This window comes from Natronospirillum operosum, assembly GCF_004768465.1.
GTDB classification, from domain to species: domain Bacteria; phylum Pseudomonadota; class Gammaproteobacteria; order Pseudomonadales; family Natronospirillaceae; genus Natronospirillum; species Natronospirillum operosum.
Map to the genome: position 1 here is coordinate 1,054,761 of NZ_SRMF01000001.1, position 14,528 is coordinate 1,069,288.

The window sequence follows — 14,528 nt, forward strand, 5'->3', positions numbered from 1 at the left end:
GGAATCCGGCTCATCGCAATGCCCCAGACACCTGCGATCATACATTGTTATATTCTCAACTACAGATGTTCGATAAAGTATGGCAAAGCTAATGGGAATTACCAGAATACGCCCAATTTGTCTTCGACGATCAGTGACAGGGCGCACGGCAGGCGCAATGAGTCGGGCGCTGCCGCAGTACCCGGACGGGTTCGACTGTCACTGGCACATTCCAGTTTCTCGGCAGTGACCGGATAGGGCTCCCAGTGACCGCTGGTACCGCGAAAATAGAGCTTCCAGCCGGCGCCGTCAGCCCCGCCCTTCAGCAAGGCCAGTGGCAGTCGCACCACCCTGTCCTGGTGTACCGGATGGGCCTGCGCTTCATAGAACTCGATAGACCAGCCGCGCATGCGCATGCGCACTTCACCGGGTCCTCAATGCAGTCTGGGCACGTCCTCTTCCAGAAAGGTCTTGAGCAGGCGCTCGTTGCGTCGCCGTTCAAACTCACTGAGGGTGCTGGAATTTCGTTTGAAGTCACTGGTGTCGACCACTAAACTTCCGCCTCATTGTTATCTCTCTCAATCATAAATGAATTCCCGGAGTGTTAGAACTGATGAGCTTCAAAGCAGGCCAACGCTGGTTCTCGCAAACAGAGCCAGAACTGGGACTGGGCCTGGTCGAAGCCGTGGAAAAGCACCGCATCGCGGTCAGTTTCCCGGCTACCGGTGATTCCCGAGTCTATGCGCAGGATCGTTCACCGCTCCAGCGCCACCTGGTCAAGCCGGGGCAACCACTGTACACCACAGACGGTGATGAACTCATTGTGGAGGCAGTCGAGGAACGGGAAGGCATTCTCTATTATCAGGTCAGCGGCCCCGACGGCACGCCGGAAATGCTGCCGGAAATGCTGCTCGCGCCGGAACTCAGACTGGACAGTGCGGACCGCCGGCTGCTGTCCGGTCAGGTCAACCAGCTGTCCTGGTATCTGCTGCGCCGCCGCCTGCGTGAGCAGTATGCCCATTACCAGCAGCAGCCGGCGCGCGGCCTGCTGGGAGGGCGGTTGCATCTGAACCCGCACCAGTATCATGTGGCGGCGCAGGCGACACGAGCCGGCCTGCCCAGAGCCATGCTCAGCGACGAAGTCGGTCTCGGCAAGACGATCGAGGCTGGCCTGATTCTGTGGCACTGCCAGGCCAGCGGGCTGGCCGAGCGGTTGCTGGTCACGGTACCGGATCACCTGCTGCACCAGTGGCTGGTGGAAATGATCCGCAAGTTCGACCTGCCCCTCAGCATCTTTGATGACAGCCGCCTGGAAGCGGCACTGATGGAAGACCCGGACAACAACCCCTTTGGCAGCGCACAATGGGTGCTGGTACCACACAGCCTGTGGACCCGGCCGGCGGCAGCGGCCCTGGCTCTGGAAGCCGGCTGGGATTGCCTGGTAGTCGATGAAGCCCATCACCTGCATCCGGATCCGGAAGACCCCGAGGCTGCCGCCGCCAGTCAGGCCGTCTGGCAACTGGCCGAGCAGACCCCGGGCGTGCTGCTGCTGACGGCAACCCCGGAACAGGATGGTGCCCGCGCCCATTTCGAACGCCTGCACCTGCTGGACCCGCAGCGGTTCACCGATTACGAGAGTTTCCAGGCCACCACCGATCAACTGGTGCAACTGAGCAGTGACCTGCGCCCCTTCATGACGCTGGAAGACGGCAAGCGGCCGGATACCGAAGCGCTGCGGGACTGGTGCCAGGACCCGGAATCGGAACGCCTGCTGACGGCCGTCAGCGCTGCGGCGACAGACACTGAGTACGAAAGTGCGCTGGAGGCTCTGGTCTCCCACCTGATCGACACCCGAGGCATCGGGCGTCTGCAGTTCCGCAACAGCCGCGAACGCATTCGTGGCTTCCCCGAACGGGAGCTGTCTGTACATACCCTGGAGGCCCCTGCGGACTACCCCCTCCACCACCCCTGGCCGGAACGGGCACAGCCGGATCAGGTGCGCACCGACCCCCGCACCCTGTGGCTGCTGAACTGGCTGCAGTCGGCAGACGCCGCCGCCGAGAAGGCACTGGTGATCTGTCATGACCTGGAGACCGCCGAGGCGCTGGAGCTGCATTTGCGTCTGAGCGGCGGCATTGCCTGTGCCCTGTTCCACGAAGACATGGATCTGGTGGAACGCGATCGGGCTGCCGCCTGGTTCGCCGAGCCCAATACCGGTGCCCAGGTACTGGTCTGTTCCGAGATCGGCAGTGAGGGACGCAACTTCCAGTTCGCGCACCATCTGATCTGCTTTGATCTGCCGCCGCACCCCGACCTGCTCGAGCAGCGTATCGGCCGCCTGGATCGCCTGGGCCAGACCGAAGTGGTACAGATCCATGTACCGGTGCTGGCCGGTTCGCGGCAGCAGCAGTGGCTGCGCTGGTATCATGAAGGCCTGAATGCCTTCACCCATACCTGTGACATCGGCGGTGAAGTACTCGCCACACTGATCAGTGAGCAGGCCATCGACCTCGGGCAGGACAGGCCCCTGCCCCATGCTGAGCCAACCTCGGTAAACCTGACTCTGGTCGAGTGGCCGCAGGGCGCTGCCTTCGAAGCACTGCTTGCGACCACCGCCGAGCGGGCAAGCGCAGCCCGCCAGCGCGCCCGTGAAGGCCGCCACAGGCTGCTGGAATGGCAATCCTTCCGACGCCAGGCGGCCGAGGATCTGGTTGAGCAGATCGCCCACTTTGAAACCAGCCACTCGCCCGAGTCCATCGTGCTGGAACTGCTGGAGTTGCTGGGCATCGAGTGTGACGATGCCGGGCATGGCCTGTTCGAGGTCCGTCCCGGTGAGCGCGTGATACCGGACTCGTTGCCAGAGATGCTGGACAGTGGTTGCCTGCTGACGTTCCGCCGCTCGGTGGCCGTGGCACGCGATGACGTCCGCTTCATCACCTGGGAGCACCCGCTGATCCGCTTCCTGCTGGATACTCTGGACCAGACCGGGCTGGGCAGCGCCGGGGTTACCCTGATCCGGGTACCCAGCCTGCCGCCCGGCAGCCTTTATCTGGAAGCCACCTGGCGCCCGCTGATGCAGCACCGGGCGGCGCTGATAGCCAGCCAGTTCCTGCCGGAGTCCCTGTTTCGCTGCGTGGTCGACCAGCGCAGTCAGGATGTCAGTCAGGCTTTCGCCGCCATTGACCTGCGGGACCTGGAACAACGACTGGACAAGCCGACGCTGCTGGCCATCATCCGCCAGCAGGAAGACCGGGTGGAAGCCCTGGTGGAAGCCGCCCGGACGCTGGCCCGGCCCCAGTTGGACCAATTGCGAACAGAAGCCAGGGAGCAAGCCATGCAGCATTTCACTCATGAACTGGGTCGCCTCGACACCCTGTCAGCGCAGACCGGACAGGCCGACCGTCACGCCCGCAACCAGTTGACCACGCGGCAGGCAGCGGTGCTGGAGGCCATTGATCAGGCCGAGCTGCACCTGGACAGCCTGCGCCTGATCGTGAGCAGCTGACCATGACGCTGAGTCAGTGGCTGTCACTAAGTCTGATCTGCTTCTTGGGCGCGGCAACACCCGGCCCCAGTCTGATCGTGATCATGCGCATTGCGCTGGTCGCAGGTCGGCTGCAGGCCCTGCTCGCGGCCTGGAGTCATGCGGCTGCAATCGGTCTGTATGCGCTGCTGTCGCTGCTGTTCTTCACCAGTGCCCAGGCTCTGGGCGGGCCCTGGTTCTGGGGCGTGGCGATCGGCGGCCAGTGCTGGCTGCTGTATCTGGGTATCAGCATGTTGCGCAGTGCCCTGGCCCTGACCCCGCAAGGCACCGACGAGGCCGAAGCCGGTTCTGCCCACTGGTATCAGGGCCTGATCATCGGCCTGTTCAACCCCAAGATCTGGCTGTTCTTTACTGCCGTGTTCAGTCCGTTTGTGAGTGACATGACGGTGCCCTGGGCATTGGCCCTGCTGCCCTTCGTCATTGACGGGCTCTGGTACAGCCTGATCGCCTGGGGTGTCACACGCGGGCCCATCGCCGCCGGACTGCAGCGCATCAGGCGCTATTTCGAGGGCCTGATGGCCGTACTGCTGATCGGACTGGCCCTGTTTGCCCTGCAGGACAGCCTGCCCCTGTTTCTGGATGCGCTGTGAAGCGGCTGGGCTGGTACCTGACCATAATGCTGGCGGCCCTGACCTCGGCCGTCATGGCAACCCTGGGCTATCAACGCTGGGGGCTCGATTTCATGCTGTTCCCCGGGGTGGTGCTCGGGCTCCATGTCTTCCTGCTTTCGGCCTGGCGGATCGATCTGGACCTGGCCCAGGCCACGCGCCATCTCTTTGTAAGTATCGCTCTGATCAGCGCCGGCTGGCATCTTGCAGTCAGGCTCTATCTCATGGCATTTCGGGAGCTGAGCGCCCTGAGCGGTTTGCCGGTTCAACTGACGGACGTTTCCGGGCCGGCACTGGTACTGGCCGCGCTGTCCGGCCTGGCAGCGGGTCTGCCCGGTGGTCTCGCCGTCGGCGGAGCACTGCTCACGGCAACTCCATCCCGGCTTTACTGGCCCATCATCTGGCGTGCCATGCTGATGGGCGCACTTGCCGGCGCCACCGCCATCGTTGCACATCAGACAGTGACCGGGCTGAATCTGGGCAACTTCACGGCGGCGGTTGTCCTGTTTTTCGTCTGGCAGAGTCTGGTATTGTTGAGCCTTTACTCTGTAGTAGAGAGCGACTGATATGGGCCTTCGACGCTGGGGGATTCCCTGGACACCCCTGATCCAGGTTTCCCGAAGCACAGTCTCGGTGTTTGTGCGCCTGCTGCGACGACACTCCGGCATCATGGCCGTGATCGGGTTCAGTGCCGGCCTGGCCAGTTTCCTGCTGGTGCAGCGCCAGGCTGACGCCTCTCGGGTCATCGCCATCCTGATGCTGCTAACCTGGGTCTGGCTGGTGCTGGAAAAACCCATCCGCCACCTGCTGGTGGTGCGTCTGGGTTTCAAGCTGTCACCCTATGCCATCAAGTTTGCGACCCAGATGGTGCATCAGGAAAGTCTGTTTTTTGCCCTGCCGTTCTTTTTCATCACCACCACCTGGGGCGCACCCCAGATGCTGTTCAGCGCCCTGCTGATGGCTGCCGCCGCAGTCTCCATCATGGACCCGATCTACCACAAGCGCATAGCCGCCAATCGCTGGCTGTTCCCACTGTTTCACGGCTTTTCCCTGTTCGCCCTGCTGCTGGTCGCCCTGCCCATTCTGCTGCACCTGACCACGACCACCAGCTACAAGCTGGCTCTGGTCGTGGCGGCACTGGTGTCGGCGCCGGCCGTGTTCAGGGCTATTCAGGCGTCCGGCTGGTGGGTGCTGCCGGCGCGCCTGTGCCTGCTGATCGCACTGGGGCTGGCCGGCTGGAGCCTGCGCCCCTGGGTGCCGCCGGCCACGCTCTGGGTGACCGACATGACCTTCACGCATGAAGTCAGCCCGAACCGGGAACCCCGCGAACGGCTGTTCAATGTGCCGGCGGCTGATCTGCAGGCACAGGGGCTCTATGCCTACACGGCTGTACGCGCACCACTGGGCCTGGAGGAAACCATCTATCACGAGTGGCACCACAATGGTGTGGTGCTGGACCGGATTGCCCTGCAGATCAATGGCGGCCGCGAAGCCGGCTATCGCTCCTGGTCGCGCAAGGAGAACTTTCCGTCCGAGGTCAAGGGGCGCTGGGATGTGCGGGTGCTGACCGAAGGCAATCAGTTGATCGGCCAGAGGACCTTTGTGGTCGGGCCCTGAGTTCAGGCTGTCAGTTGCTGATACATCACATAGGCATCCACATCGCCCTGCTGCGGATGCCTGAACGCGCCCGGCAGCGTGCCCACGATCTCGAAACCGTGTTGCTGCCACAGGCGCACAGCGCCGCTGTTGGTCGACGCCACAAAGTTGTATTGCATGGCGTCATAACCCAGTTCCCGCGCCAGTTTCATACTGTGCCGGCAGAGTGCCGATGCCACCCCCTGACCGCGCGCCGCCGCAGCCACGATATAGCCGCAGTTGCAGACATGGCGGCCCGGGCCCGGCTGGTTCGTCTTCAGGTAATAGGTGCCAAGCAGGCTGCCGTCGTCCCCGGTCATGACCAGAGTCCGTCGCGGCAGGCGGGTCCAGTAGGTCTGTGCGTCCTGTTCGCTGATGGCGGGCTCGACGGCATAGGTATCGCCGGCCCGAAACACAGAATGCAGAATGGGCCAAAGGGCGGGCCAGTCTGCATCCTGATAGTCGCGTATCGTCATCGATGGTCCAGTCAGTCTGCGGCCAGTTGATCCGTGCGGGCAGCCATCACGAAGTCATTGCGATGCAGCCCCCTGATCTTGTGGCTCCACCAGGTCACCGTGACCTTGCCCCATTCCAGCAGAATTTCCGGATGATGCCCTGAGTCTTCAGCCGCATCGGCGACCCGGTTGGTGAAGGCCTGGGCAGCCCGGAAATTGCGGAACTTGAATTCACGTTGCAGCATCAGGATGCCATCGCGGGTGATGGGCGTCCAGTCCGGGATATCACGGATCAGCTCGCGCAGTTCCGCCTCCGAGACCTTCGGCGCATCGGCCCGGCAGGCTTCGCATTTCTCTTCGTGCAGTGCGGTCATTGGTATGTCTCCTTTCGCTTGTCATGGCCAGCACCGCGCACGATGGTGGCTTGTTTGTGGGCTGTGGAACATGCCGCCTTTTGGTCTGGCGCTAATCGGGCCGTCGCCAAGGTCAGTGTCGTAGCCCATGCCGCCTGATGGCGGGGTGCACTGAGTTGCAGACACGCAAAAAACGTCGTCCCTGACAGCTCGACTGCGCACATCCCTGTGCGCAGACGGTCTGCAACTCAGTGCACCACCGCCCGGCGGCCGCGCCATTGCAGGCTACTTTCAATGGGCGGCTGACGCCGCCATCGGCCAGGGGGCTGGCCTCCTACGTAACATAACCACCGTAGGATAGCCGGTCCGACGTTTCGGCCCCGTGCACGATGGGCCACACAGGCACCGTAGGAGAGCCGGTCCGACGTTTCGGCCCCGTGCGCGATGGGGCCGCAGGCCCGAACCACAATAGGAGTCGCCTGCCGGGCATAGGTCCTGTGAGACCGTTTGCGGCCAGGGACAAAATTGCCGGGAGCAATTTTGCACGAGCGCAGCGAGCCCGCAGGGTCAGGCCCAGGGACGGGCCTGATACTCGCCGCAACCGAGCTGTCATGGATGACGTATTTTGCGTGTCTCACAGGACCTATGCCCGAGCGTGGCGACGGTCCGACTGACACCAAGCCATCAGGCGGCCTTGGCAACCAAATCGGACTCACAGGACCTGTATCCGAGCGTGCCGACGGTCCGACTGGCACCAGGCCATCAAGCTGCGTTCCTGGGCGGGAACCTGGGCTCGTACAGCCCCAGTTCCATGGCCTGGTGCACCAGCTTCATGATGTCCATGTCGGCAATTTCGAACAGCTGCTCGACATGGCTCAGCGTATAGTAGATCGGCTGCATGATGTCGATGCGATACGGCGTGCGCAGCGCATCCAGCACATCCAGCGGACAGCGCTCCGGCTGGTCGCTTTCCATCGCATACAGCGTTTCGCCCGGCGAAGACAGAATACCTCCCCCGTAGATGCGCCGCCCCTGCGGCGTTTCCAGCAGCCCAAATTCCACAGTGAACCAGTACAGCCGGGCCAGATAGGCCCTCTCCTTGGGCTCCGCATGCAGCCCCAGTTCACCATAACGGGCGGTAAAGTGCCCGAAGGCAGGGTTGGTGAGCAGCGGGCAGTGACCGAAGATCTCGTGGAAGATATCCGGTTCCTGCAGGTAGTCGAACTCCTCCCGGGTGCGGATAAAGGTGGCCACCGGAAACTGCCGGTTGGCCAGCAGACGGAAGAACTCGTCGAACGGGATCAGCGCCGGCACCTGAGCCGTTTCCCAGCCCGTGGCGGCGCGCAGTACCTTGTTGACCTCCTCCAGTTGAGGAATGCGATCCGGCGGCAGATCGAGCAGCTCCAGTCCGCGCAGATACTCGTCACAGGCCCGTCCCGGCAGATTGACCTGCTGGCGGGCCATCAGGTCGTGCCAGATCCGGTTCTCTTCGTCTGTCCAGTCGATAAAGCCATTGGCATCCGGTGTCCTGGATACATACTTGCTCTGCTTACCCATGGTCATGGACCTCCAGTTAGCGTTGTCTCGGCACCCCCGCAGCGGCTTTCACCACCTGCTGGTCAATGGTGCCAAAGATGTTGTTATTGTTTTCGTCACGCATCTCGATACGAATGCGATCGCCAAAAGTCATGAACGGCGTCGCCGGCTTGCCGTCGCGAATGGTCTCGATCATTCGCACCTCGGCAATACAGCTGTAGCCGACCCCCCCTTCGGCAATGGATGTGCCGTACTCCGTGCCCTGCTTGTTGGACACGGTACCGGACCCGATGATGGTGCCTGCACCCAGTCGACGCGTGCGGGCGGCATGCGCCACCAGCCGGGCAAAATCGAAAGTCATGTCTTCACCGGCGTTGGGGCAGCCGAATGCTTCGCCGTTGTAGGTTGACAGCAGCGGCAGATGTACCTTGTGACCTTCCCAGTGCGGCCCCAGTTCATCAGGTGTGACCGCTACCGGCGAGAAGGCCGTCGCCGGTTTGGACTGGTAGAAACCGAAGCCCTTGGCCAGCTCGTTCGGGATCAGTCCGCGCAGCGACACGTCATTGACCAGCATCAGCAGGCGAATATGATCTCCTGCCCGCTCGGCGCTGACGCCCATCGGCACATCATCGGTCACCACCGCGATCTCGCCCTCGAAATCGAGCCCCCACTCGTCGGACAGGCAGTCAATGGGCTCCTGCGGGCCCAGAAAGTCATCCGAACCGCCCTGATACATCAACGGATCTTCCCAGAAGCTGGGCGGCATCTCGGCGCCGCGCGCCCGGCGCACCAGTTCCACATGATTGACATAGGCACTGCCATCGGCCCAGTGATAGGCCCGCGGCAACGGCGATGCACAGGCGCTCTGGTCGAACGGCTCGGTACCATCGACACGACCGGCATTGAGGTCGGCATAGACCGCCTCCAACTGCGGCGCCAGCGCCGACCAGTCATCCAGCGCGGCCTGCAGGGTGGGCGCGATCTCCGGCACGGGCACAGCCCGGTCCAGATCCTGACTGACCACGACCAGTTCACCGTCACGCCGCCCATTCATTCGGGTTGCCAGTTTCATTTGCGGTCTCCTTCCAGCCAGCTGTAAACGTACTGCTCATCCTCGACCCCATGCAGCGCCGGGGCGACATCCAGGGCATCCCGTGTGTCCAGCATGACGGCGACATCATCGGCAAAGGTCTTGGGTTTCTCCTGCGCGGACCTGAACGCCTTCGGATGCGGCCCGTGGGTGAACCCGGCCGGATGGAAGGTCACCATGCCGGCTTCGATGTTGTCGCGGCTGAAGAAATCACCGGCGTGATAGAACAGCACTTCGTCATAGTCGTCATTGTTGTGATAGAACGGCAGCTTGAGCGCACCCGGGTCACTCTCGACCGGTCGCGGCACAAAGGTGCAGACCACAAAGCGCGGCGCTACAAAGGTGGTATGGGCCGAAGGCGGCAGATGGTAGCGGTGGCTCATCAGCGGCCGAATGTCGCGCCAGTTCAGTCGCACCGGCGCCAGATCACCGTGCCAGCCGACCGCATCCAGCGGGTTGAACGGATAGGTGATCACCGACACCTGATTGTGCCGCTTGACCTGAATCTGCCAGGTGTCTTCGGAATACTGATCACGGAAGCGATCGTTGATCTCGGGCACATCCAGGCAGGCCGGATCGAAGATGGCATGGTTGCCCACCAGGCCCTTTTCCGGCAGTTGATAGCCACCGTTGGTCGCCTCGATCATCAGGATCTGCATGGCCTGTGACGGCTCCAGCCGCCAGGCCGTGGAGCGCGGCAGCACGCAGTAGTCGCCCGCGCGCAGCGTCAGATGTCCATAGTCGCAGAACAGCTCGCCTTCACCACTGTGCACAAACAGCAGATCATCACCATCGGCATTGCGCACCAGAAACGGCATCGCCGTCGCGCAGTGCCAGAGCCGATAACGACAGTGGGCGTTGAACAGCAGATCCGGCGCCTCCCAGGGCGACTCCCGATCGACCCCCAGCAACTGGTTCAGGTCAAAGGCACGCGGGCGCAGCGGGCCGGACCAGTCGATCCAGCCGGTCGGTGCATGCCGATGGTGAAAATGCGTTGCCGGCCCGAAGAAGCCACTGCGACCGGCTTCGCGCTCGTAGATGGCCGCGTCGGGAAAATCGGCATGGGCCTGCCGCGAGGCCGTGCCCTGGCGCAATGGAAAGCTGATGGGCTTACGCATCGCTCAGCACTCCCCGGCGGATCTGATCTTCCTCGATGGACTCGAACAGGGCCTTGAAGTTGCCTTCACCGAAGCCTTCATTGCCCTTGCGCTGAATGATCTCGAAGAAGACCGGACCGATCACCGTCTTGGTGAAGATCTGCAGCAGAATGCCGTCCTTCAGCGGCGCCCCGTCGATCAGGATCTTCAGCTCACGCAGGTCTTCCAGCGGTTCGCTGTGGCCCGGCACGCGGTTCTCCACCTTGTCGTAGTAGACATCCGGCGTATCCATGAAGTCCATGCCGAGCTGACGCAGATCGCGCACAGTCTGGTAGATGTCGTCTGTGCTCAGGGCGATATGCTGAATGCCCTCGCCGTTGTATTCACGCAGATACTCGGCGATCTGCGACTTGTCGTCGTGCGACTCGTTGATCGGGATGCGGATCTTGCCGCAGGGCGCCGTCATGGCCCGGCTCAGCAGGCCTGTCAGCTTGCCTTCGATATCGAAATAGCGGATCTCGCGGAAGTTGCCGATGTCTTCGTAGAAGCCAGCCCACTTGTCCATGTTGCCGCGATGCACATTGTGCGTCAGGTGGTCCAGCGTATGCAGGCCGACCTGATGGCCTTCCATCTTTTCTTTCCAGCCGTCATGGAAGATAAAATCGACATCATAGATGCTGTCACGGCCGTAGCGGTCGACAAAATAGAGCACACTTTCACCGATACCGTAGACCCCGGGAATATTCAGTTCCATCGGGCCGACTTCGCTCTGGAACTTCTTGGCGCCCTTGGACACGGCATATTCCAGCGCATGAGCAGCGTCCGCTACCCGGAATGCCATACCACAGACACTGGGTCCGTGGACACGGGCGAACTCTTCCGCCTGCGATTGCGGCTGCGCATTGATAATGAAGTTCACATCACCCTGCTTGTACAACCAGGCCTGCTTGGAGCGGTGCCTGGCCACCTCGGTGAAGCCCAGCTTTGTGAACAGATCCTTCAGGTCGGCAATGCCCTTGTCATCGGCCGCTGTATACTCGACAAATTCGAACCCGTCGGTACCCAGCGGATTGATATTTTTTTCTTGCGCCTGGTCAGTCATAATCCGCAACCTCTTGCTGGCAATGGAACGTACAGTTGATACGAGTGATTTCTCTCTATTTAAGTCATTCGGGCTGCACATTGCATGGGGTGACCTCATGACGAATGATCAGCCTGAGGCGTCAATCGTAAACCTGGGGTTACAGCAGCACCCCAGGCAGGGAACACACCGAATTCTCAAAAAACGTACATAATTGTTAACAAACAGACACAGGGTTGCGCTCTGCGACTCGCCTGAGAGGCCTATGACCACCGACACAGCATCCACAGCAGCCAGCACAGCACCAGGTGGCGGCCCCCGCCACCATGTGCACCGGGACCAGACCGACTACACCCTGCTGGGCACCGCCCACGTATCCAGGGCCAGCGCGGAAGAAGTGAGGGCGCTGATTCGCTCCGGCGAGTTCGATGCGGTTGCCATCGAGCTCTGCCCCAGCCGCTATCAGTCCATGGTGGACCCGGATGCGCTGGCGCGACTGGATCTCTTTCAGGTGATTCGCCAGGGCAAGGCCGGCCTGGTGGCGGCCAATCTGGCGCTGGGCGCCTTTCAGCAGCGTGTGGCCGAGGAATCCGGCATCGAGCCGGGTGCGGAAATGAAGGTGGCCATCGAGGAAGCCCGGACCGCCGACCTGCCGCTGTGGCTGATCGACCGTGATGTCGGCACGACACTGCGGCGCGTCTACCGCAATGTGCCCTGGTGGCAGCGTTCCGGCCTGATCATGGGCCTGCTGGGCAGTGTGATCTCGCGCGAGAAGATCACCGCAGAGGATATCGAGCAGTTGAAGGAAGGCGATGTACTGACCTCGACCTTCCGCGAGTTTGCCGAGGAAAGCGAGGCCATTTATACGCCGCTGATTACCGAGCGTGATGAGTTCATGGCCCTGCGCCTGCTGCAGGAAAATGCCCGGGGCGAGAAACAGCGTGTGCTGGCGGTGGTCGGTGCCGGGCATCTCGAAGGCATGCAGCAGTTTCTGCGTGACAGCCCTGCCGGGCCGCATCCGGCACAGCGCATCAGCCAATTGAATGAACAGCCCCGTTCCAGTCGCTGGCCCAAGGCCATCCCCTGGGTAATTGCAGCCCTGATCATCACTGGCTTTGTCATCGGCTTCAGCCGCAGCTCCGACCTGGGCTGGCAACTGATCACCGACTGGTTCCTGATCAACGGCACCCTGACTGCGATCGGCACCGCCATCGCCCGCGGACACCCGATCACCATCCTGGCCGGTTTTCTGGCCGCGCCCTTTACCTCACTGAACCCGACCATTGGCGCCGGCTTCGTGGCGGCAGCGGTGGAAATCATGGTGCGCAAGCCCAGAGTGCATGATTTCTCGCACCTGCGGGAAGATGTGGTTCACTTCACCGGCTGGTGGAAGAACCGGGTATCACGCACTCTGCTGGTGTTCATCTTTGCCTCTCTGGGTTCCATGGCCGGTACCTATGCCGGCGGCTTCCGCATTGCCGGCCTGCTGACTGGCGGCTGATGCTGGCGGCAGCTCGGGCAGACCTCTCAGGTCACGGCATTGCGCTGCCGGTATCGGGGGTCATCCCAGTGCCGGTAGTCCATGATGTCGCCCAGGATTTCCACCGCGTTGTGGATGTCCTCGAAGCCGACATAGAGCGGCGCCATACCGAAGCGGATGATGTCGGGGGCGCGGAAGTCCCCGATCACACCCCGATCGATCAGCGCCTGCATGATGGCATAGCCTTCCGGGTGGTGGAACGACACCTGACTGCCGCGCATTTCCGGATCGCGCGGTGAGGCCAGCTCGAAACCGGCTTTGGGGCAGCGGCGCTCCACCGCTTCGATAAACTGCTGTGTCAACTGCTGGGATTTGCGCCGCAGCACCGCCATATCGATATCGGCAAACAGCACCAGACCGGTTTCCAGCGCGCTGGCGCCCAGCACGGCCGTGGTGCCGGTCAGCACTTGGCGCAGCCCCTCCGCCGGCACATAGTCATCGCTCATGGCAAAGGGGCTGGCATGGCCAAACCAACCCCATATGGGCTGATTCAGACGCTCGTGATGTCGCTTTGCCACCCAGGCAAAGGCTGGCGCTCCCGGGCCGCCATTCAGATACTTGTAGCCACAGCCCACCGCCATGTCGGCACCACAGCCGTTCAGATCCACCGGCAGGGCACCGGCACTGTGACTCAGATCCCACAGCATCAGGGCGCCACAGGCCCGGGCCTGCTGCGTGATGGCAGCCATGTCGTGCAGGCGTCCGGACTTGTAGTGCACATGGGTCAGCATCACCAGCGCCGTGTCCTCATCAATGGCGTCGGCAATCTGCTCGGCCGGCAGAGTGACCAACTCCGGCTGCTCCTGCAGGCTGTCGGCCAGCCCCTGCAGAATATAGCGGTCGGTGGGAAAGTTGCCCGGTTCGGTGATGATACGCCGCCGTCCCGGCTGCATGCGTACCGCTGCCGCAGCCAGCTTGTACAGGTTGATGGAGGTCGAGTCGGTCATCAGCACTTCGTCCGGCTCGGCACCGATCAGCGGCGCAATACGGGCCCCGACACGCTGCGGCAGATTGATCCAGTCGGCATCATTCCAGCTGCGAATCAGCCCTTCGGCCCATTCCTGCTCCACCACCTGGCGCAGTCGAGCCGCCGTGGCCTTGGGCATGCAGCCCAACGAGTTGCCATCCAGATAGATGGTGTCCGCCGGGATATGAAACTGATCGCGGCTGGTTCGCAGCGGGTCCCGGGCATCCCGGGCCCGGGCTTCTTCAAGAGTGGTGGGTAAGGCAGTCACGGTTGGCTCCTTAATATTTTTCTGTTCTGGTTTACAGGGCATTGTGATACGTCCGCCGCCCGATTTATCCATTTTTACGCATGAGGTAGTCTTTCACACACGAGGCAGCCCGCCTGTTGGCGGGGTACACTGACCGCCGCCCGGCGGCCGCGCCATCGGTGCCAACTTCAGGACGGCACTCGATTCAAGCGAAGCAAATGTAGCGAGGGACGCAAGTCCCGATTGGGCCGACAGGCCGGAGGGGCGGCTGCGCCGCCCATCGCGACTCGCATCGCTCGCTACAAATTCGGCTTGCGTCTCATCATCGGGACTTGCGTCCCTCGCTACAGAAGTTGGGAGGCACGGCTGGAGTCGCCTGCCGGGTGCATGCCCGAG

At 62.3% G+C, this 14,528-nt stretch carries 13 protein-coding genes; 5 read left to right on the plus strand and 8 right to left on the minus strand.

From position 1 onward, the window contains the following. Nucleotides 1–98 precede the first annotated feature (98 nt). Entirely contained in the window at nt 99–389 is a 291-nt protein-coding gene (locus E4656_RS04900; protein ID WP_135481676.1) for a hypothetical protein, read from the minus strand. Nucleotides 390–592: 203 nt separating this feature from the next. On the opposite strand from E4656_RS04900, the gene rapA reads away from it, so the two are divergent. From rapA to E4656_RS04920, 4 genes are read left to right on the plus strand one after another with little or no spacing between them, the layout of a single operon-like run. Further along, nucleotides 593–3,484 (plus strand): RNA polymerase-associated protein RapA, encoded by a 2,892-nt coding sequence (gene rapA / locus E4656_RS04905; RefSeq protein WP_135481677.1) that lies wholly within the window; start codon nt 593–595, stop codon nt 3,482–3,484. Nucleotides 3,485–3,486: 2 nt separating this feature from the next. Next, nucleotides 3,487–4,113, plus strand: a complete 627-nt coding sequence (locus E4656_RS04910) for a LysE family translocator (protein ID WP_135481679.1) — start codon at nt 3,487–3,489, stop codon at nt 4,111–4,113. Beyond that, nucleotides 4,110–4,697 carry a hypothetical protein gene (locus tag E4656_RS04915; RefSeq protein WP_135481680.1) on the plus strand — a complete coding sequence of 196 codons (588 nt, stop codon included), beginning with the start codon at nt 4,110–4,112 and terminating at the stop codon, nt 4,695–4,697. The genes E4656_RS04910 and E4656_RS04915 overlap by 4 nt, the downstream gene beginning before the upstream one ends. Nucleotide 4,698: 1 nt before the next feature. Next, nucleotides 4,699–5,748 (plus strand): DUF5924 family protein, encoded by a 1,050-nt coding sequence (locus E4656_RS04920; RefSeq protein ID WP_135481682.1) that lies wholly within the window; start codon nt 4,699–4,701, stop codon nt 5,746–5,748. Between the two features lie 2 nt (nt 5,749–5,750). Here the strand turns inward: E4656_RS04920 and E4656_RS04925 are convergent, their stop codons facing one another. The 6 genes from E4656_RS04925 to hppD form a co-directional block, all read right to left on the minus strand. Then, nucleotides 5,751–6,242 (minus strand): GNAT family N-acetyltransferase, encoded by a 492-nt coding sequence (locus E4656_RS04925; RefSeq protein WP_135481684.1) that lies wholly within the window; start codon nt 6,240–6,242, stop codon nt 5,751–5,753. An 11-nt stretch (nt 6,243–6,253) separates the two neighbouring features. Beyond that, nucleotides 6,254–6,595, minus strand: a complete 342-nt coding sequence (locus E4656_RS04930; protein WP_135481685.1) for a 4a-hydroxytetrahydrobiopterin dehydratase — start codon at nt 6,593–6,595, stop codon at nt 6,254–6,256. 741 nt (nt 6,596–7,336) lie between these two features. Beyond that, nucleotides 7,337–8,131 (minus strand): phenylalanine 4-monooxygenase, encoded by a 795-nt coding sequence (gene phhA / locus E4656_RS04935; RefSeq protein WP_135482277.1) that lies wholly within the window; start codon nt 8,129–8,131, stop codon nt 7,337–7,339. Nucleotides 8,132–8,147: 16 nt separating this feature from the next. Further along, a complete protein-coding gene (locus E4656_RS04940) occupies nt 8,148–9,182 on the minus strand; it encodes a fumarylacetoacetate hydrolase family protein (protein WP_135481687.1) in 1,035 nt (344 codons plus the stop codon). Further along, nucleotides 9,179–10,318: a homogentisate 1,2-dioxygenase gene (locus E4656_RS04945; protein WP_135481689.1), complete on the minus strand. Its 1,140-nt coding sequence runs from the start codon at nt 10,316–10,318 to the stop codon at nt 9,179–9,181. Before E4656_RS04945 ends, E4656_RS04940 begins: the two co-directional genes overlap by 4 nt. Next, a complete protein-coding gene (gene hppD / locus E4656_RS04950) occupies nt 10,311–11,399 on the minus strand; it encodes a 4-hydroxyphenylpyruvate dioxygenase (protein ID WP_135481690.1) in 1,089 nt (362 codons plus the stop codon). The genes E4656_RS04945 and hppD overlap by 8 nt, the downstream gene beginning before the upstream one ends. Before the next feature lie 244 nt (nt 11,400–11,643). Between hppD and E4656_RS04955 the strand changes: the two genes are divergently transcribed. Continuing rightward, nucleotides 11,644–12,879 (plus strand): TraB/GumN family protein, encoded by a 1,236-nt coding sequence (locus tag E4656_RS04955; RefSeq protein ID WP_135481692.1) that lies wholly within the window; start codon nt 11,644–11,646, stop codon nt 12,877–12,879. Nucleotides 12,880–12,905: 26 nt separating this feature from the next. On the opposite strand, the gene kynU is transcribed toward E4656_RS04955, so the two are convergent. Further along, nucleotides 12,906–14,153, minus strand: a complete 1,248-nt coding sequence (gene kynU / locus E4656_RS04960) for a kynureninase (RefSeq protein ID WP_240753895.1) — start codon at nt 14,151–14,153, stop codon at nt 12,906–12,908. Nucleotides 14,154–14,528 lie beyond the last annotated feature (375 nt).

What these genes read in the sequence shown, in the direction of transcription:
- E4656_RS04910 (WP_135481679.1), top strand. Translation starts at nt 3,487, where the DNA reads ATGACGCTGAGTCAGTGGCTGTCACTAAGTCTGATCTGCTTCTTGGGC.
- E4656_RS04940 (WP_135481687.1), bottom strand. Translation starts at nt 9,182, where the DNA reads ATGAAACTGGCAACCCGAATGAATGGGCGGCGTGACGGTGAACTGGTC.
- rapA (WP_135481677.1), top strand. Translation starts at nt 593, where the DNA reads ATGAGCTTCAAAGCAGGCCAACGCTGGTTCTCGCAAACAGAGCCAGAA.
- E4656_RS04900 (WP_135481676.1), bottom strand. Translation starts at nt 389, where the DNA reads ATGCGCGGCTGGTCTATCGAGTTCTATGAAGCGCAGGCCCATCCGGTA.
- E4656_RS04955 (WP_135481692.1), top strand. Translation starts at nt 11,644, where the DNA reads ATGACCACCGACACAGCATCCACAGCAGCCAGCACAGCACCAGGTGGC.
- hppD (WP_135481690.1), bottom strand. Translation starts at nt 11,399, where the DNA reads ATGACTGACCAGGCGCAAGAAAAAAATATCAATCCGCTGGGTACCGAC.
- E4656_RS04930 (WP_135481685.1), bottom strand. Translation starts at nt 6,595, where the DNA reads ATGACCGCACTGCACGAAGAGAAATGCGAAGCCTGCCGGGCCGATGCG.
- E4656_RS04945 (WP_135481689.1), bottom strand. Translation starts at nt 10,318, where the DNA reads ATGCGTAAGCCCATCAGCTTTCCATTGCGCCAGGGCACGGCCTCGCGG.
- E4656_RS04920 (WP_135481682.1), top strand. Translation starts at nt 4,699, where the DNA reads ATGGGCCTTCGACGCTGGGGGATTCCCTGGACACCCCTGATCCAGGTT.
- phhA (WP_135482277.1), bottom strand. Translation starts at nt 8,131, where the DNA reads ATGGGTAAGCAGAGCAAGTATGTATCCAGGACACCGGATGCCAATGGC.
- E4656_RS04925 (WP_135481684.1), bottom strand. Translation starts at nt 6,242, where the DNA reads ATGACGATACGCGACTATCAGGATGCAGACTGGCCCGCCCTTTGGCCC.